The 18,742-nt window shown below is 63.7% G+C and carries 10 protein-coding genes; 7 read left to right on the top strand and 3 right to left on the bottom strand.

What is annotated here, in order from left to right:
* Window positions 1-2 precede the first annotated feature (2 nt).
* The 3 genes from Q5Z11_RS17390 to Q5Z11_RS17380 form a co-directional block, all read right to left on the bottom strand.
* A complete protein-coding gene (locus Q5Z11_RS17390; RefSeq protein ID WP_345783896.1) occupies window positions 3-1,334 on the bottom strand; it encodes an ABC transporter permease in 1,332 nt (443 codons plus the stop codon).
* 8 nt (window positions 1,335-1,342) lie between these two features.
* Window positions 1,343-2,068, bottom strand: coding sequence for an ABC transporter ATP-binding protein (locus Q5Z11_RS17385; protein ID WP_296247631.1), 726 nt, complete (start codon window positions 2,066-2,068; stop codon window positions 1,343-1,345).
* 169 nt (window positions 2,069-2,237) lie between these two features.
* Window positions 2,238-3,506, bottom strand: coding sequence for an efflux RND transporter periplasmic adaptor subunit (locus Q5Z11_RS17380; protein ID WP_303747560.1), 1,269 nt, complete (start codon window positions 3,504-3,506; stop codon window positions 2,238-2,240).
* A 215-nt stretch (window positions 3,507-3,721) separates the two neighbouring features.
* On the opposite strand from Q5Z11_RS17380, the gene glmS reads away from it, so the two are divergent.
* From glmS to Q5Z11_RS17345, 7 genes are all read left to right on the top strand, one after another.
* Complete coding sequence (gene glmS, locus Q5Z11_RS17375; RefSeq protein ID WP_303747559.1) at window positions 3,722-5,554, top strand: glutamine--fructose-6-phosphate transaminase (isomerizing); 1,833 nt, start codon at window positions 3,722-3,724, stop codon at window positions 5,552-5,554.
* A 406-nt stretch (window positions 5,555-5,960) separates the two neighbouring features.
* On the top strand, window positions 5,961-6,818 hold the full coding sequence (locus Q5Z11_RS17370) for a sulfotransferase family protein (RefSeq protein ID WP_303747558.1): 858 nt from the start codon (window positions 5,961-5,963) through the stop codon (window positions 6,816-6,818).
* Window positions 6,815-10,159, top strand: a complete 3,345-nt coding sequence (locus Q5Z11_RS17365; RefSeq protein ID WP_303747557.1) for a DUF4347 domain-containing protein — start codon at window positions 6,815-6,817, stop codon at window positions 10,157-10,159. Before Q5Z11_RS17370 ends, Q5Z11_RS17365 begins: the two co-directional genes overlap by 4 nt.
* A complete protein-coding gene (locus tag Q5Z11_RS17360; RefSeq protein WP_303747556.1) occupies window positions 10,057-13,440 on the top strand; it encodes an autotransporter domain-containing protein in 3,384 nt (1,127 codons plus the stop codon). Before Q5Z11_RS17365 ends, Q5Z11_RS17360 begins: the two co-directional genes overlap by 103 nt.
* A gap of 237 nt (window positions 13,441-13,677) precedes the next feature.
* Entirely contained in the window at window positions 13,678-14,196 is a 519-nt protein-coding gene (locus Q5Z11_RS17355; protein WP_303747555.1) for an RNA polymerase sigma factor, read from the top strand.
* Window positions 14,197-14,236: 40 nt separating this feature from the next.
* Window positions 14,237-15,373, top strand: coding sequence for a FecR family protein (locus Q5Z11_RS17350; protein ID WP_303747554.1), 1,137 nt, complete (start codon window positions 14,237-14,239; stop codon window positions 15,371-15,373).
* Between the two features lie 149 nt (window positions 15,374-15,522).
* Window positions 15,523-18,687, top strand: a complete 3,165-nt coding sequence (locus Q5Z11_RS17345; RefSeq protein WP_303747553.1) for a TonB-dependent receptor — start codon at window positions 15,523-15,525, stop codon at window positions 18,685-18,687.
* Window positions 18,688-18,742: the final 55 nt, after the last annotated feature.

Genomic DNA, 18,742 nt, shown 5'->3' with positions numbered 1-18,742 from the left:
GCTTACAGCGCCTTGATCTGCAGGGCCGGATCGATGCGGGCGGCGCGCAGCGCCGGCAGCAGTCCAGCAATTACGGTGGTCACCACTGCGGTGGCGAAGGTGATACCAAGCATGGTCATGTCCAGCTGCACCATGTCGGCATAGGCCAGTGGCTGCTGGCGGATGCTCCACAGCCCGATCAGGGTGAACAGCAATCCCAGCACCGCGCCGCCAACACCGATCAGCGCCGCCTCTATCAGGCATTGCTGGAACACCATCGCGCGGGTCGCGCCGAGTGCGCGCAGCACGCCGATCTCGCCGGTGCGGCGCAGGAACTTGGCCAGCAGCAGGCCGATGGTGTTGAACAGGCAGATCACCAGGAAGGCCAGCGCGATCCATGCCTGCAGCTTGACGTCACGCGGCACCACGCCGTTGTAATCCATCCACTCCATCAGGCTGCGCAGGCGCATCAGCTCTGGCTGGCTGATGCGGCCCAGCTGCTGTTGTTGCTGCACATAGGCCTGCAGGTGCTGCTGGTAGGCAGTGACCTTGGCCGCGTCGTTCAACTGCACCCACAACTGCAGCCACACGCAGTCGGTGTTTTCCAGATGGCCCGGCTTCTCCGGCAGCGTGTTGCAGGTGAACTGCTGGAAGTTGCCGGCGTTGATCTGCAGGCCGGTGAAGAACGGCACCATCACGTCTTCGACCGGACGGTAGTAGTCGGCCGTATCGCCCTGTGCGAAGCGGCCACCGGCGACGGTGTAGAACAGGGGCGATGGACGCCACGGCTTGAGCACGCCGATGATGCGCACTTCGCTGCCGCGGATGCGCAGCATCTTGCCGGTGCTGTCCTTGCCATCGAACAGGCGCTGGTTCAACTCCGAGGAGATCACCGCCACGCGGGCGCGGCGCTGGTCATCCTCGGCCGACCAGCCGGCGCCGTAGGCCATCGGTACCTGGAACATCGGGAAGAAATCGGCGGTGGTGGACAGCAACGTGGTCATCATCGCCGGCTCTTGGCTACCGGGAGCGGATAACTTGACGGGGCTGTCCACCACCAAAGCCTTGCGATCGGCAGGACCGTCACGCCACAGGTCCGTCGCCGAGGTGTAGTCGAGCATGTCCAACGGTTCGCGGCGGGCCCGCTCACCCCGCACCGATGCATCCACCTGCGGGTAATAGATCTGCCCACTGCGACCGGGCAGGGGATCGCCGGAGAGCAGGTGCTTTACCGTCAGCGTGGTCATCGATGCACCAATGCCCATCGCAATCGACAGGACCATCAGTGCGGTGAGCACGGGAGTGCGGCGCAGACTGCGCAGGCCTTGGCGGAGGTGGTAGGCAAACAGCGACATGCGCGCGATCAGCCCTGGTTGTCGGCAACGGCGGCGATGCGCGCGGCGTGGGCCAGCACCGGCTCGCGGATCAGGTCGGTGGCCTGGCCATCGACGATGTGCACGTTGCGCTGGGCGCGTGCGGCCAGTTCCGGATCATGGGTCACCATGACGATGGTGGTGCCCTGGCTGTTGATCTCCTCCAGCAGCTCCATGACGCCACGTGCCATCTGCGTATCGAGGTTACCGGTCGGTTCGTCGGCCAGCAGCAGGCGCGGGCTGCCAGCCAGGGCGCGGGCGATTGCCGCACGCTGCTGCTGACCGCCGGACAGTTCTGCCGGGTAGTGCTTCATGCGCGAACCCAGGCCGACATCACTCAAGGCCTTCTCGATGCGCTGCTTGCGCTCGGCCGACGGCATGCCGCGGTAGCGCAGCGGCACATCGACGTTGTCGAACAGGTTGAGGTCGGGGATCAGGTTGAAGCCCTGGAAGATGAAGCCGATCTTCTGGTTGCGCAGGCGCGAGCGGGCGTCATCGCCGAGGTGGCTGACGTCCTGGCCATCAAGCAGGTACTGGCCGCTGGTGAAGGTTTCCAGCAGGCCGGCGATGTTGAGGAAGGTGGTCTTGCCCGAGCCCGAGGGGCCGGTGACCGCGACGAATTCGCCTTCGCGCACATGCAGGTCCAGCGAACGCAGCGCATGGGTTTCGACCTGTTCGGTACGGAAGACCTTGGAGACGGATTGCATATGGAGCATGGGTATTCCTTTCAGCGACGGGGAATGTGGATGGTGGAGCGGGACGGTGAAGCAGAGCAGCAGTTGGGCGGGGGCCAGGGAGTCGAGCGTTTCAGCGTTGGCGGCAGGGTTCACGACAACCCGGACAACTGCAGCTTCTTCACCCCGACTCTCGACTCCCGGCTTTGAATCAATTGATCGATACGCGTTCGATATCGCCGAACAGGTCCGCACCGGAGACAACGATCTTTTCGCCCGGCTGCAGGCCGGAGACGATTTCAACTTCGCCCAGGCTGCTGACACCGGTCTGGATCGGGCGACGCACCGCGGTGCTGCCGCTCAGTACATAGGCGTAGCGACCACCGGACTGCTCGACGAACGGGCCGCGCTCGACCTTGAGCACGTTGTTGCGGGTATCGAGCAGGATGCGTGCGCTCATGCGCTGGCTCTGGCGCAGGCCGGGCGGCTGCTTGTCGGAGAAGCGCAGGCGGGCGACGACTTCGCCGTTGACCACTTCCGGCGACACCGCGGCGATCTCACCCGGGAACGGTTGGCCCGAACCGCTGGTGAGCTGGGCCGGCATGCCGATGGCCAGGTCACGGGCGAAGCTTTCCGGCACCTTGATTTCGATTTCGAAGCGCGACAGATCGACCACGCCCAGGATCGGGGCGTTGGTGGCGACCTGGGTGTGCTGGGTGGCCTGCACCTGGCCAACCTGGCCATCGAAGGGTGCGCGCAGGGTCAGTGCATCGACCTGGCGCTTCACTTCGTCCACTACCGCCTGCTGGCGATCGGCCAGCAGGCGCTTGTTGCGTGCATCCAGGGTTGCTCCCTGGCTTTGCAGGCTGGCGTCCTGCTGGGCGTGCTGCAGTTCGATCTGGGCTTTCTTCAGCTCGTCCTGGGCCTTGGCCAGATCGACCTGCGGCACCGCGCCGCCATCGAAGCCGCGCTGGTAGCGTTCCAGGTCGCGCTGGGCTGCGGTGCGCACCAGTCCGGCCTGGTCGGACAGCTTGGCGCCGGTGGCGCGGGCCAGGGTGGCGTCCAGTGCGGCGCGGCTGGCTTCGGCTTCCAGGCCGGCCAGGGTTGCCTGCTCCTGGGCCAGCTTGCTGCGCAGTTCCGGGCTGTCGATCACCGCCAGCTCCTGGCCCTGCTTGACCACGTCACCGGCGACCACCTTCAAGGTCACGGTACCGGCGGAGATGGCGTACAGCACCGGGCTGTTGGCAGCGATGACGCGGCCATCGGCGGCGATGTCGCGGACCAGGTCGCCGCGCTTGACCTCGGCGATGCGCAGGCGGTCACCGTCGAACGAGCGGCTGGCGCCCAGCCAGTTGCTGACGACGTAGCCAATGCCGGCGACCACCACCACGGTGATCAACGCCGGCCACATGTAGCGACGCCACACGGGTTGCGGGCGCTGGGTACTTACCTGGTCCTGGGCGGAGGTGTCGCGGATCATCGTCGGCTTCGCTGCTGGGTTTGTTATCCATTAAGCAGATCGCGTGCCAACTCCAAGGTATTGAATTTGTTTGGAAAATATTCAGTGATGTGAGTGTCCGGGTGTCCGCGGACGCTCGCGCGGACAGTGTCCGGGTGCCGATGTCCCGACATGTCCGCTGGTTGTCTGATCCAGCTGACTTAGAATGTCCGCTCGTAATTACCAATGGGTAGGCCATGTGCGGGATTGTTGGGGCGATCGCTGATCGCGATGTGGTTCCGGTATTGATTGAAGGACTCAAGCGGCTGGAATACCGCGGCTACGATTCCTCGGGCATCGCCGTGCTGGATGGCGAGCACATTCGCCGCGTGCGTCGCACCGGCCGCGTCGCTGAAATGGAAGGGGCGGCCATCGCCGAACAGTTCCATTCGGTGCTGGGCATCGGCCATACCCGCTGGGCCACCCACGGTGGTGTCACCGAATCCAATGCCCATCCGCATATCAGCCAGGGCGTGGCGCTGGTGCACAACGGCATCATCGAGAACCACGAGGAGCAGCGCGAGAAGCTGCTGGCGTTGGGCTATGTATTCGAGTCGCAGACCGATACCGAGGTGATCGCACACCTGATCCACCATCACCTCAAGGCCGATCACGACGACCTGCTCAGCGCGCTGCAGCGCACGGTCAAGGAATTGACCGGTGCCTACGCATTGGCGGTAATCAGCGAGAACGAACCCGGACGCATGGTGGTGGCACGCATGGGCTGCCCGTTGCTGGTCGGCCTGGGCGATGGCGAGAACTTCGTCGCCTCCGACGTATCGGCCATCCTGCAGGCCACCCGCCGGGTGATGTTCCTGGAAGAGGGCGACACCGCCGAACTGACCCGTCAGGGCGTGCGCGTGTTCGATGCCAACAACGCCCCGGCGCAGCGCGAGCAGCGCATGTCGGACGTCTCGCTGGCTTCGCTGGAGCTGGGCCCGTACCGCCACTTCATGCAGAAGGAAATCCATGAGCAGCCGCGCGCGCTGGCCGACACCATCGAGGCGGCGATTGATGCGGGTGGTTTTCCGGCAGCGTTGTTCGGCAAGAATGCCGAAGCGGTGTTCAAGGACATCGAAGGCGTGCAGATCCTGGCCTGCGGCACCAGCTACTACGCTGGCCTGACCGCGCGTTACTGGATCGAGGCCATCGCCGGCCTGCCGTGCAGCGTGGAAATCGCCAGCGAATACCGTTACCGCGCCGCCTATGCCAACCCCAGGCACCTGATCGTCACCATCTCCCAGTCCGGCGAAACCCTGGACACGATGGAAGCGCTCAAGTACGCCAAGTCGCTGGGACACACGCATACGCTATCGATCTGCAACGTGCCGGAGAGCGCGATTCCGCGTGCCAGCGAGCTGGTCTGCTATACCCGCGCCGGCGCCGAGATCGGCGTGGCCTCGACCAAGGCCTTCACTACCCAGCTGGCCGCGCTGTTCCAGCTGACCGTGGTGCTGGGCAAGCTGCATGGCAAGGTTGATGCCGAGCAGGAGAGTGGTTATCTGGAGCAGCTGCGGCATCTGCCGGGCAGCGTGCAACACGCCTTGAACCTGGAGCCGCAGATCATCGCCTGGGCCGAGCGTTTTGCCGGCAAGTCGAACGCCTTGTTCCTTGGCCGCGGCCTGCATTACCCGATCGCGCTGGAAGGCGCGCTCAAGCTCAAGGAAATCTCCTATATCCACGCCGAGGCCTACCCGGCCGGCGAGCTCAAGCACGGCCCGCTGGCGCTGGTGGATGCGGAAATGCCGGTGGTGGTGATCGCGCCCAACGACAGCCTGCTGGAGAAAGTGAAATCCAACATGCAGGAGGTGCGTGCGCGCGGTGGCGAGCTGTTCGTGTTCACCGACCAGGACAGCAACTTCAACGCCTCCGAAGGCGTGCATGTGATCCGTACCCCGCGTCATGCTGGCGTGCTCAGCGCCATCGTGCACACCATCCCGGTGCAGATGTTGGCCTATCACACCGCCCTGGCACGCGGCACCGACGTCGACAAGCCGCGCAACCTGGCCAAGAGCGTTACCGTAGAGTGATATCTGTCACGTGGGTGTAACCGAGGCTGCGGATAATCACATCCAGCAGCCCGGTCCTCTCTCCCCGACGTTGCTAGAAGCCCGGCCCAGCGCCGGGCTTTTGCTTTGTGGGGTGTCCGGGTGGCCCCTACAGACGGCGCTCTGGATTTCGGTCACAGTTCGCGCCGGGAGCGTTCTTGGGTTCGGCAACTCGGAAGTGTGATTGATTTCACAAATGGCGTGATCGTGGCGCGCCGCTTTTGCCGGTTAACCCAATAGAGCGAGCAAAAAAAGCCGGTGCTGCCGGTGGGGATGTCATGACAGGGGGCTGTATGTGTGTTGCTAAAGGCGTGCCGCCAGCTTGGGTGGTGCGCGTCCGCTGCTATCCGATGGCTGCCGCCCGTGCGGTGGCCGCGGAGCCGCGCGCATGAGCCGGCGTTACCACTTCATTGCTGGCCTGCCACGTTCCGGCTCGACCCTGCTGGCCGGCATCCTGCGGCAGAACCCACGCTTCCATGCGGCCATGAGCAGCCCGGTCGCCGGCCTGCTCAATGGTGCGCTGGAACAGATGGGCGCGGGCGGCGAATCGGCGGCGTTCTTCGACGAGGCCAAGCGCAAGGCCATCTGCAACGCCATCCTTGGTGCCTATTACGCCGATACCCCGGCGCAGCTGGTGTTCGACACCAACCGGCAGTGGACCGCGCGCATGCACCAACTGGCCGGGCTGGTACCGGACTTCAAGGTCATCTGCTGCGTGCGCAACCCGGCTTGGGTGATGGACAGCTTCGAGGCTATCCACCGGCGCAACCCATTCGACTACAGCCGGATGTACAACCCAGCCACACGGCAGACCGTGTACAGCCGCTGCGAGCAGCTGATCAGTGCCGGCGGTGTGGTTGGTGGTGCCTGGACTGCTTTGAAGGAAGCGTATTACGGCGAGTTCTCCGAGCGCCTGCTGCTGGTGGACTACGAACTGCTGAGCCGTCATCCGGAACGCACCATGCAGCTGGTCTACCAGTTCCTGGGTGAAGCGGAGTTCGCGCACGATTTCGACAACGTCGAGTACGCCGAAGAGAGCTTCGACCAGCAGTTGGGTGTGAAAGGGCTGCACGACGTGCGCCGCAAAGTCGAGTTCAAGACCCGGCGCAGCATCCTGCCGCCGGATCTTTTCAACAAATACCAGGACATGGATTTCTGGCAGGACCAGACGGGCAGCTCGGCGGGCATCATCGCCGCCCGACGTTCCGAGACCCAGGCTCCACTCATCACCAAGGCCATCCCATGAAGCACGCACTGCTCGGCGCACTATCCACGCTGTTGCTCCCGTTCTCGGCGCATGCCGCCGCTTCTTCTGCGGCAGGTGGCTACCTGATGCGTGGCGGTTACCAGCCGCGCAGCTACATGCGGGTGGGGCAGGGGGATGCTGTCGCAAGCCTGCCGCTTGGCAAGGCCACCAGCCACAAGCAGCGGCCCAACCTGGAGGAAGCCAGCGACGCGCTGGCCATCCAGCAGCATGCAGGCATCACCGAGCTGGTGGTGATCGACAGCTCGGTGCAGGACCGGGCCACGCTTTACGCGGGGCTCAATCCCGGTGTCGGTGTGGTTGAGATCGACGCGGGTCATCCCGGGTTGCCGCAGCTGGTGCAGGCGCTGCGGGGATATCGGGACCTCGCCGCGATCCATGTGGTGTCGCATGCCAGTCCAGGTGCGCTGCAACTGGGCAGCAGCCGTATAACCGCCGAATCCTTGCATGCAGAGCTGGGCGCACTGCAGGCGCTGCGTACTTCCGTTCGTGAGGGCGCGGATCTGCTGTTCTATGGCTGTGATCTGGCTGCCAACGCCGATGGCGGTGCACTGCTGGACATCGTCCGTAGTGAAACCGGGATGGATGTGGCAGCGTCCAGCAACCTTACTGGTGCCGTGGCGTTGGGTGGTGATTGGGAGTTGGAAGTGCAGCGCGGAGACGTTGCGGTTGGGCTGGCTTTCTCGGAGAAGGCCCTGCGGGAATTCTCCGATGTACTGATTGCGACTGACGGGATGAAGGGGTTCACCGATGCGGAGGGCTGGGGCGGCTTTGGCAGTCGAACGATTTCGTCATCGGATTTCACCGTGACGACCAAGGCTGGGGGCACAATTGGTAAGTACTCCTACGGTGGTAATCAATATCTCTATTCTCCAAACACGCTTGGCGCCACTGGGAACTACTTCTACGTACGTGCCGACGGAGTCAACACAACCGCGTTCGAGTTGACGGGTGTACACGGCTTCGAGGCGCCGGCAGCGTTGAGTGGAAGAGCATCCCAATTTACCAATGTCCGTATTGTTGGCTATTTGCAAAGCGGTGGGACCGTGACATCAGCGGCGCTGTCCGGAACGCCCGGCGAAGACAGCTTCGTTTTCAATAGCGGCAATCTTGGCGGATTTTTGGGGAAGAAGCTGAAAGGATTCAAGCTTCTATTCGATTGCTCAACGACATGCACTGGTCAGACCCCGAACGATGAGCCGGCATTTTTCAGCTTTCAGAGTTTCTCGGTAGCAGGCGCCTTGAACACTCCCGCGCCACCAATTGTCAGTGATGCGTGGATCAGCATCAGTGGCGCGTCGTCTGCGGGCAATACTTACAAGATAAATGATGTGGTCACCGCCACCTGGAATAGTTCGGCCAGCGGCGATAACAATCCAACGATCACCGCCGTTACCATGGACTTCAGTCAGTTTGGTGGTGGCGCGGCCGTGGCTGCGTCGAATATTGGTGGCATCTGGACCGCTGCTTACACCATTGCGGCAGGCTCCATTGATGCAACCAACCGCAACATCAGCGTCACTGCGACGAATGCCGGTGGCAGCACCACAGCCGCGGACACCACCAATGCAACCGTGGACAATATCGCGCCAACGGTGACCGACGCGCGGATCAGCATCAGCGGTGCTACTGGGACCAGCGGTGCCTACAAGATCGGCGATACAGTCACCGCCACCTGGAACAATACCGCCGGCGGTGACAACAACACCGACACCATTTCCGGCGTCACCGTGAACTTCTCCGAGTTCGGTGGTGGTGCGGCAGTCGCAGCCACCAATAGCTCGGGCACCTGGACGGCAACCTATACGATCGTTTCTGGCAGCATCGATGCCACCAATCGCAATGTCAGTGTCACGGCCACCGACAATGCGGGCAATGCGACGACAACCGGCGACACCACCAATGCGACGGTGGACAACAACCCACCCTCTGTCACCAGCATCGCTGTCACCGGCTCACCGGCGTCGACGGATACGTCGATGGCATTCACCGTGACCTTCGATGAGGCGGTGATGAATGTGTCCACCGACGACTTCATCCTGGTGGGGACGGGAACTGCTACCGGCACCATTGCCAGCGTCTCCGCATCCAGCGGTACCTCGGTCAACGTGAACATTGCCAGCATCACCGGCAGTGGCACCCTCAAGGTGAATCTCAACGGTTCCACCAACATCGTCGATGATGCGGGCAACGCGATTCCGTCCTACAGCAGTGGCAGTACCCATACCGTTGCTGTACCAACTGCGCCGGGTGCACCTGCCATCGGGACGGCGACGGCTGGTGACACGCAAGCTACGGTGACTTTCACCGCACCGGGCAGCAGTGGTGGTTCGGCAATCACAAGCTATACCGCAACCGCCAACCCAGGCGGTGCAACCGGTAGCTGTGCCGGTCCGACGGCCTGTGTCATCACCGTTGGTAGCCTGACCAACGGCACGGCCTATACGTTCAGCGTGACCGCGACGAATGCCATTGGCACCGGCAGTGCTTCCGGCGCATCCAACCCCGTCACTCCCAAAGCCAACCAGATCATTACCTTCGCCCAGCCGAGCAGCTACAACTTCGGTGCTACGCCTACGCTGACTGCCAGCTCTGCCTTTGCAATAGGTGGGGCAGCGACGGGCTTCGCAATTGACTTCACCTCGTCCACGACCGGCGTTTGCACCATCACCCGTGGCGGTGCACTGACCTTCGTTTCCGCTGGCACCTGCACCATCGATGCCGACCAGGCGGGTAATTCGTCGACGAACGCTGCTTCTACCGTTACCCGTAGTTTCACGGTCAATGCGATCGTGCCTGCTGCGCCGACCATCGGCACGGCGACGGCGGGTGACCAGCAGGCAACGGTGACCTTCACTGCGCCGGCAAGCACCGGTGGCGCGGCCATCTCGCCGAACGGTTATACCGTCACCGCAAACCCCGGTGGGATTACCGAAGTTGGTTCTTCCTCGCCGATCACCGTGACCGGGCTGACCAACGGCGTTTCCTATACTTTCACGGTGACTGCGACCAATTCGGCGGGCACCGGCGTCGCCTCATCCGCTAGCAACTCCGTCATTCCCGCCGCGCCCCAGACCATCACCTTCGCCAACCCGGGCGCGCAGAACTTCGGCTCGACGCCGGACCTGCGTGTCATCAACGGGGGGTGTCTGCGACCTCGGGATTGGACGTTACCTTCACCTCCTCAACTACCGGCGTGTGCACTGTCACCAGCCAGGGCGTGCTCACTTTTGTTACGGCGGGCAGCTGCACGATCAACGCTGACCAGGCAGGTGACAGCAGTTATCTGGCGGCGACACAGGTCAGCCGCACATTCACGGTGAACGCGGTTGTTCCTGGTGCGCCCACCTCGGTGGTGTCAACTGCCGGCGACAACCAGACCAGCGTGGCCTTCGTGGCACCTGCCTACACGGGTGGCACCACCATCACCGGTTACACCGTCACCGTCAGCCCGGCTGATGTCGCGCCGGTCAACGGCGCTGGTTCGCCAATCGTTGTGAGCGGCCTTACCAACGGTCAGTCCTATACCTTCACCGTCACTGCCGACAACAGCGCGGGTACCGGGCCGGCCTCCAGTGCCTCGAATCCGGCGACGCCTGCGGCGACCCAGACCATCACGTTCAACAACCCGGGGGCCCAGAACTTCGGCACCACGCCGACGCTGACCGCTACCTCCGATTCCGGCCTGACGCCGACGTTCAGTTCCAGCACGACGAACGTATGCACCATCACCAGCGGTGGTGCGCTCACCTTCCTGACCGCCGGCACCTGCACCATCAATGCCGACCAGGGCGGCAACGGCAGCTATCTGGCCGCTGCTCAGGTAACCCGCAGCTTCACGGTGAACGCCGTGGTGCCGGGCGCGCCCGTCATCGGTACGGCCGTCGCGCAGGGCATTGACACGGCCGAGATCAATTTCACCGCGCCAGCCAGCAATGGCGGTAGCGCGATTTCCTCGTATACGGTGACCGCCAGTCCCGGTGGGCTGACCAAGACTGGCTCGGGTAGCCCGATTACGTTCAATGGGCTCAGCCCGGCAACCAGCTATACCTTCACGGTGACCGCGACCAATGCGGTCGGCATTGGCTCGCCATCTGCGGTCTCCAACCAGATCAGCACCATTCCGCTGCTGCAGGCCAATGATGTCAGCCAGAACATCGGTTACGGCGCATCGCCCACCAGCATCAACCTGTCGATCACCGGCAGCGCGGATGAAGTGTTGATCATGTCGCAGCCGACCCACGGCACCGCGACGGTCAGCGGTACCTCGATCAGCTACCAGCCGCAGCCAGGCTATGCGGGCCCGGACCAGTTCACCTATGCGGCCAAGGATGCATACAGCACCTCCACGCCGGCACGGGTGGACGTCACCGTGACGTCACCAACACTGAGCATGTCCACCACTGCGCTGCAGGCGGCGCGGGCCAGTACGCCGTACTCGCAGACGCTGCTCGCCAGCGGTGGCACCGGGCCGTACAGCTACGTTGTCAGCAGTGGCAGCCTGCCCACCGGCATCACGCTGTCCAGCGCCGGTGTGTTGAGCGGTACACCAACCCAGGTGGGCAGCTTCAACGTCACCATCACCGCGACCGACAGCAGCAGTGGAACCGGGCCGTTCCAAGTTGCGCAGCCGTACAACCTGGAAGTGGATGCCGCGCAGGTGGAGCTGGACCTGAGCGTACTGCCGCCCGCCAGCGGCGATCAGGACTACACCCAGGCATTGATGGCACGTGGTGGTACCGCGCCGTATCGCTTCATGGTGATGAGCGGCCAGTTGCCGCCGGGCCTGTCATTGGCGGCGGACGGCACTTTCTCCGGCGAACCGCAGGCCGCGGGCAGCTACGCCTTCACCCTGCAGGTGACCGATGCCAACGGTTTCACCGGCGCCGCTCCGGTGACCTTGAAAGTCGACCTGAGCGCGCAGGAAATCACCAACATCCATACCGATCCGGCGCTGCCGGAGTTCGTGAAGGGAGGTAGCTTCACCGCTTTGGCTACTGGTGGTGGTTCCGGCAATCCGGTGCAGTTCAGCAGTGGCTCGCCCAGCGTCTGTTCGGTGTCCGCTGCGCAGGTGACGATGCTGGCAGCAGGCACCTGCGTGTTGAACGCGGACCAGGCAGGTAATGCGATGTACCAGGCCGCGCCGCAGGCACGCCTTGAGGTAGCCATTGCCGCCGCCACGCCAACGCTGCAGTGGATGCAGCCGCTGAGCAAGATCTATGGCGAAGCCGCGTTCGATCTGGTCGATCCGCGCAGCGACAGTCAGGGCGCTTTCACGTTCAGCAGCAGCAATGCCTCGGTGGCAACGGTCAGTGGCCGCACCGTTACCCTGGTGGGGCCAGGTGCGGCGACCCTGGTGGCCACGCAGCAGGCGCAGGGCAGCTATACCGCGGCGACGGTTGAAGTGGAGCTGACGGTCAGTGCACGCCCGGATCCGACCCTGGATGCCGAGGTGCGTGGTGGATTGCAGGCACAGGTGGACGCCAGCGTGCGCTTCGCACGCGTGCAGCTGGGCAACATCCAGTCGCGCCTGCAGCAGGTACGCTCGGGTGAGAACGCGTCGTCGGCGGCGCTGACCCTGGCCTATGCAGGCGATCTGCTTGGGCAGGGCATGTCGGTGCCGGTGAAGCTGCCGGTCAACCACTTCACGGGCATGCCGAGCGGTTGGGGTGGCTGGATGTCCGGTACCGCCACCTTCGGCAACAGCGGCCAGCAGCGTGGTGGCAGCTTCGACTTCAACACCGACGGCATCAGCCTGGGTGTGGACCGCAGCTTCGGTGACAACGGCCTGCTCGGCATGGCCGCCAGCCTGGGCCGCAACCGCACGCGCTTCGATGCCTCGCCCTCGCGGATGGATGCCGACCAGTACTCGCTGGCGATGTATGGCCTGTGGCGTGCGGGCGAACACCTGTTCGTTGACGGCGTTGTGGCGCAGGGCCAGCTGGACTTCGATGTCGCGCGCTGGAGCAGCGTGGCGGGCACGATGGCGCTGGGCCAGCGTGATGGCAGCCAGACCTTCGGTGCGCTGACCTTCGGTTACCAGCAACAACATGGTGCTTACAGCCTGTCCGGCTACGGCCGCTTCGATGGCAGCCGCAGCCGCCTGGACGGCTACCGCGAGCATGGCTTGGGCGTGCATGACCTGGCCTATGCCGAGCAGACCGTCAGCAACAGCGGTCTGGCCGTGGGCTTCGATGGCAGCTACAGCTGGCAGGGCGAGCGGGTGTCGCTGCGTCCGTTCTGGAAGCTGGAGTACCGCCAGTCGCTGTCCAACACCGGCGATGCGTGGATGAACTACGTGCAGCAGCCCAGTGCTGGCGGCTATGTGCTGGACATGCAGGCGTATGCCGACAACATGGTGACTGCGGCAGCGGGCTTCGATGTGAAGACCAATCGTGGCTGGCTGATCTCGCTGCTGTTCGGACGCGACCAGGGCAGCAACAGCGCAGCCAGCAACAGCGTCGGCCTGCGCATCAGCTACGGCAGCGGCGGGATGGGCGCTGGCATGATGCCTGGGCAGGTTGGGGAATCGGCACTCGACGACTGCAAGGGGCGCCGTTGCAGGCGTCCCGGCGGCAGTCAGCGCGGTGAGGCCTTCCCGTAACCCATCGCGATAGCTGAACGAAAACGCCCGGCCAAGTGCCGGGCGTCTTCGTTCCGGGCCCGCTAAGCTGCGCGGCCAGGTGATCGCAGGCTGAATCAATTGCTTTCCGGAAGTACCCAAATCGCCCCTTGCCACGCACTGCATGGTCGAAGGGGCACCATGTCTGCGGCCCCTGCCATTGGGAGCTGGTGATGACAAAGTGGAAAAGCCGGGGACGCAGGCGACGTGGGGGCGGTGATGGTGCCGGCTGAACACGAACAGCCCGGGCGCGATTTCGCTGCCCGCGCGGTCCACGACTACAGCGCCGAGCTGCACCGCTACCTGCGCCGGCGGGTGGCCGAGGCGCAGGACCTGGGCGACCTGGTGCAGGAGGTCTACCTGCGCCTGCTGCGCGTGCAGAACATCGAGACCGTGCGCAATCCACTGGCCTACATCTATGGCATCGCCGCGCACGTAGCCAGCGAGTTCAACATGCGCCAGCGTCAGGGCAGGCTGCTGTACGACTCGACCGTGGTGGAGGCGGTAGCCGAGAACCCGGGGCAGGCGGCTTTCAGCGAAGGTGGCGGCTTCTTCGAGCGCCAGGTGGGCGATGCGCTTGCGCAGCTGCCGGCCAACCGGCTGGCGGTGCTGCTGCTGGAGCGGCGCGAAGGCCTGAGCCATGTGCAGATCGCGCAGAAGCTGGGGCTGAGCGTGCATACGGTGAAGAAATACAGTGTCGAAGCGCTGGCGCACGTACGCGCGAGCTTGGAACGATGAACAGGATGTTGATCCTGCGAGACGCAGGGCGGGTGAAACCATGAATATCTATCGCACATCGCCGCAACAGAGCCGGGAGCGCGCCGCACGCGAGGCGGCGGAGTGGCTGCAGGTCATGGGCGACACGCCCAGCGATGCGGACCGCGCCGGCTTTGCCGCCTGGGTGGCGCGTTCGCCGCTGCACCTGGAAGAACTGCTGATGGCACAGCTGGTGCAGCGCGAGCTGGCCTCCAGCGCCGCGCTGCAGGCCTTCGATCTGGACGCGGTGTTGGCACAGGCGCAGGCAATGGACAACGTAGTGCCGCTGCACGATGCGCCCAGCGCTGTAACGGCGCCAAGGCTGCAGGAACGTAAACCTGCCGCACGTGGGCGCCGTCGCAGGCTGGGTTGGGCGCTGGCAGCGGGCGTTGCCGCCTGTGCGTTGCTTGCGGGCAGCTGGACCCTGCTGCAACCGGAAGTGCCGGTTTATCAGTACGCCAGCGCGGTCGGTGAGCAGCGCAGCATCGCCCTGGCCGATGGCTCGATGGTCACCTTGGCACCGGCTTCGTATATCGCTGTGCGCTTCAGCGCGGGTGTACGCGACATCGAGCTGCGTGATGGCGAGGCCACCTTCGACGTAGCGCACGACAGCAGCCGCCCGTTCCGCGTGCACGCCGGCGACAACACCGTGCAGGCGGTAGGTACACGTTTCACCGTCAACCGCCTGCCGTCCGGCACCCTGGTGGCGGTCAGTGAGGGCAAGGTCAAGGTGACGGCGAACAGCAACTGGCTGGAATCGCTGTGGCGCGACGATGCGTCCACATTGGAGGCGGGCAAGGCCAAGGTCGAATCACTGGGTCGCCCGGCGGCACTGTCGGCCGGTGAGCAGGCGCGCATTCCGCAAGGCCAACAGGCCATGCTGCGGATGCCGCTGGAGGTGTCGAACGAACCGGTCGATGGCAAGCGCCGCCTGAGCTTCCGCAACGACACGCTCGCCGACATCGTCAGTGAGTTCAATCGCTACAACCCGCGCCCGATCGTGGTCACCGATCCATTGATACGCGAGCAGCGCTACAGCGGCGTGTTCCATGCAGATGATGCCGATTCCTTCCTGCAGTTCCTGGAGTGCTGCTCACAATTGCAGGTCAGTCGACAGGCTGATCGCAGCGTGATCGGCAGCCGCGGCAGTCGTCAGTAGGTGGCAATGCAGGTATCCGAAAAAATATTTGCGGTAGTGAGTACCCTTTCTTCGCACTTGGACACACGGATGTAACAAGAGGCTGGTTCCGCGCAAGGCGGCTCCGGTTGCTCGGTAACCATTCGATGTCTTTCGGGGGCGAATTATCCATGGGGTCCAGCACTATTCTTCATAAGCACGCGTTGGTGAAGGCGGTGGCGCTAGCGCTGCTGGTCGGCACCGGCAATGTGGCGATGGCACAGTCAGCAACGGCGACCGATACAGTGGCCGGTGCAGCGGTATTCAAGTTTGATATTCCTGCGCAGTCACTGGCGTCGGCGCTTGAAGTGTTTGCCGAGCAGTCCGGCTTGCAGGTGGTCTACGCCGGCAATGCAGGCAGCGGCGTGCAGAGCGGCGTGGTCAGTGGCCAGATGGACGCGGCGACGGCCCTGCAGCAGCTGCTCGCACCAACTGCGTATGCGCATGAATTCATCAACGCAAAAACTGTCGCCATCCGCCCGCGCAGTAGCGCAGGCGATGTAGTTGAACAGGATGGAGGTAGTGCGGAAACGCTGGAGACGATCAATGTCACCGGTACCTATTTGAAGAACATCGATCCGGCGTCACCGCTGATCGTGATCGATTCACAGCTGATCGAAAGCCGTGGCTACGCCTCGATCGAGGACGTACTACGCAACCTGCCGCAGAACTTCTCCAACCGCACCAGCGCCTCGCGCGCGCTGGGCGAAAAGGAGTTCGGCAGTTCCTATGGCGATGGTGTGTCCGGGCTGGGTTCGTCCGGTGCCAACCTGCGTGGCCTGGGTAGCCGCTCCACGCTGATCCTGGTGGATGGCCGCCGCCGCAGCGGCTCGGCACAGGCGCAGGGCGCCTATACCGATATTTCCTCGATCCCGGTGTCGCAGATCGAGCGCATCGAAGTACTCAGCGACGGCGCCAGCGCCATCTATGGCTCCGACGCCGTGGCCGGTGTGATCAACATCGTGCTGAAGAAGTCCTACGATGGCACCACCGCACAGCTGCGGCATGAGAATTCCAGCACCGGTGCCGATGTGTCGCGGCTGGATCTGGCCCGCACCTTCGGCTATGGCAGTGGCCACGTTACTGCCGCAGTCGGGCTTGAGCGCACGCTGCCTGCCGATGTCACCAGCCTGATCCATGTCGGTCCGAACGGCCGCGGTGATTTCACCGACCGGGGGGGCGTCAACGGCCGCACCCGCAACAAGGGCCAGCCTGGTGTGGTCTATGAGTCGCTGGACTTCGGCATCGACTACCACTTCATGGGCGAGGCGCTCGGGGTGATTCCCGGCGGCCAGGATGGCACTGCGCTGGATCCGGACAGTCTGCTCGCCTATGACCCGGCCACTGCACCGTCGACCTATGAGCGCAGCCGCATCGGCCCCAAGGTCGATAACCGCTATGTCCGCATCAGCGGCGTGCACGATCTCGGTGAAACCACGCAGCTGAACTACGGCATCAGCCATGTGCGCCAGGTCAACAAGGAGAACTGGCGGCCGACGCTGTTCGACTTCAGCATCTTCGAGGAGGGCTACAACACCTACGTTCCCGAGAGCAATCCATACAACAACTTTGGCAGCGACGTATTGGTGGGCTATTCCTTCGAACGCGAGTTCGAGGGCATGAACCTGAGCGAAGACCAGAAGCAGACCAACAGCGACGCGCATGTCGGCATCAACGGCAAACTGCCGTTCGCCAAGGGCTGGGACTACGAAGCGACCTTCAGCACCGGCCGCGAAAAGGGCACCACCACCGCCTTGATGGACCTGACCGGCTCGATGGGCGCTGATGGCTATGCGCGCACACTGGAAGTGCTCAATGGCTTGAACGTGTTTGGCGACGGCAGCAACGATGCCATCGTCGCGCGCAACCGCCAGTTGCTGCAGAGCCTGGTCGAACGCCATGTCTATCGTTTCCAGTCGCGTGCCAATACCGTCGACCTGCTGACTCGTGGTGAGCTGTTCCAGCTGCCCGCAGGCAGGATCGAAGCGGCGGTCGGCGCACAGCACCGTGAGCAGCGCTACAACTACGAGAGCAATCTCGGTGAGCAGCTGACTTCAGAGAGCACCGGTAAATCCGAGGCGCTGTTTACCGAAATCGGCATCCCGCTATTGAAGGATCAGCCGCTGGCCAAGCTGCTCAGCCTGACCGTTGCTGCCCGCTACGAGCGCTTCGACCAGCGCGGCGACAGCGCCTTGCGTGATTGGTCGGCTGGGCTGGGCGAGCTCGGTGGCTTCGATGTCGAGCAGCTGACCGGCGTGAACAATGACGGCTCCGGTGGAATCACCGGTAGTGACAGCACGGTGTCGCGCAGCTTCAGCCGCACCAGTCCCTTGGCACGTTTGGCGTGGAAACCAATCGATCAGCTGCGTCTGCGCGCCACCTGGGGCGAGTCCTTCCTGGTGCCACAGGCGCAGCAGCAGTTCGGCCAGCTGATCATGGACGACTACACCGCACGCGTGCTGTTCAATGGCGGCCAGCTACCGGATGGGGTCACCCAGATCGTCGCGCTCAGTGGTCCCAATGCGAACCTGAAGCCGCAGGTGGCCAGCGTGGTGACCTATGGCTTCGACTGGGTACCGGGTTTCGCCGCCGGCCTGCAGCTGTCGGCTACCTATAACCGCACCACCTTCGACAACTACATCGGTGATCCGCTGTCCGGGCTGACCTATTCGGAGATCTTCAAGGACATCAGCAAGATGCCCGAAGGGACCTTCACTCTGGGCGAGAACGGGGTGATGCTGTGGGACAACCGCGCGATCAACTTCCTCGGTCGTCGTTCGCGCAGCATCGATACCACCGCCAGTTACTACTTCGGTAATGACTGGGGTGACTGGCGCATCGAGCTTAATGCCGTGCGCACGCTGGAACTGACCTCGCGTTCGCTGGCGTCGATGCCGACGCTGAGCTATGCGGACAGTGAGCTGGGGCCGAGCAAGTGGGCCGGTGACCTGTTCGTCGGCTGGGAAGGCAACGCGTGGTTCGCGTCGCTGGGCAGCCATTACAGCGCTGCGCACCGCGTGCTGTATCCGTTGTCGGCCACCGCCACCGATTACAACGATTTCATCCCCAATGAAAATCCGCGTACGCGTTCGGCGTCCTACACAACCTTCGATGCGCAGGTCGGCTATCGCAAGCATCAGCGTGATGGTTGGTTGGGTGGGGTGACCGCGCGCATGGGCGTGCAGAACATGTTCGACCGCGACTATCCGTTCGTCGACAACCTATCGGGCTTCGTCTCCAACCGCGTGAACATCCGCGGCCGCGTGCTCTATCTGGACATCAAGAAAGAGTTCTGACGCCAAGCAGTTGCTCCGTAACAACGCGGCGCGCCGATCCCTCGTCGGCGGCGCG

This window comes from Stenotrophomonas sp. 610A2 (assembly GCF_030549615.1).
GTDB lineage: Bacteria > Pseudomonadota > Gammaproteobacteria > Xanthomonadales > Xanthomonadaceae > Stenotrophomonas > Stenotrophomonas pigmentata.
The sequence above is the reverse complement of the archived record's forward strand: the minus strand, read 5'-3'. Positions and strand labels throughout refer to the sequence as shown.

What these genes read in the sequence shown, in the direction of transcription:
- Q5Z11_RS17350 (WP_303747554.1), top strand. Translation starts at nt 14,237, where the DNA reads ATGAATATCTATCGCACATCGCCGCAACAGAGCCGGGAGCGCGCCGCA.
- Q5Z11_RS17365 (WP_303747557.1), top strand. Translation starts at nt 6,815, where the DNA reads ATGAAGCACGCACTGCTCGGCGCACTATCCACGCTGTTGCTCCCGTTC.
- glmS (WP_303747559.1), top strand. Translation starts at nt 3,722, where the DNA reads ATGTGCGGGATTGTTGGGGCGATCGCTGATCGCGATGTGGTTCCGGTA.
- Q5Z11_RS17385 (WP_296247631.1), bottom strand. Translation starts at nt 2,068, where the DNA reads ATGCTCCATATGCAATCCGTCTCCAAGGTCTTCCGTACCGAACAGGTC.
- Q5Z11_RS17355 (WP_303747555.1), top strand. Translation starts at nt 13,678, where the DNA reads ATGGTGCCGGCTGAACACGAACAGCCCGGGCGCGATTTCGCTGCCCGC.
- Q5Z11_RS17380 (WP_303747560.1), bottom strand. Translation starts at nt 3,506, where the DNA reads ATGATCCGCGACACCTCCGCCCAGGACCAGGTAAGTACCCAGCGCCCG.
- Q5Z11_RS17345 (WP_303747553.1), top strand. Translation starts at nt 15,523, where the DNA reads ATGGGGTCCAGCACTATTCTTCATAAGCACGCGTTGGTGAAGGCGGTG.
- Q5Z11_RS17390 (WP_345783896.1), bottom strand. Translation starts at nt 1,334, where the DNA reads ATGTCGCTGTTTGCCTACCACCTCCGCCAAGGCCTGCGCAGTCTGCGC.
- Q5Z11_RS17370 (WP_303747558.1), top strand. Translation starts at nt 5,961, where the DNA reads ATGAGCCGGCGTTACCACTTCATTGCTGGCCTGCCACGTTCCGGCTCG.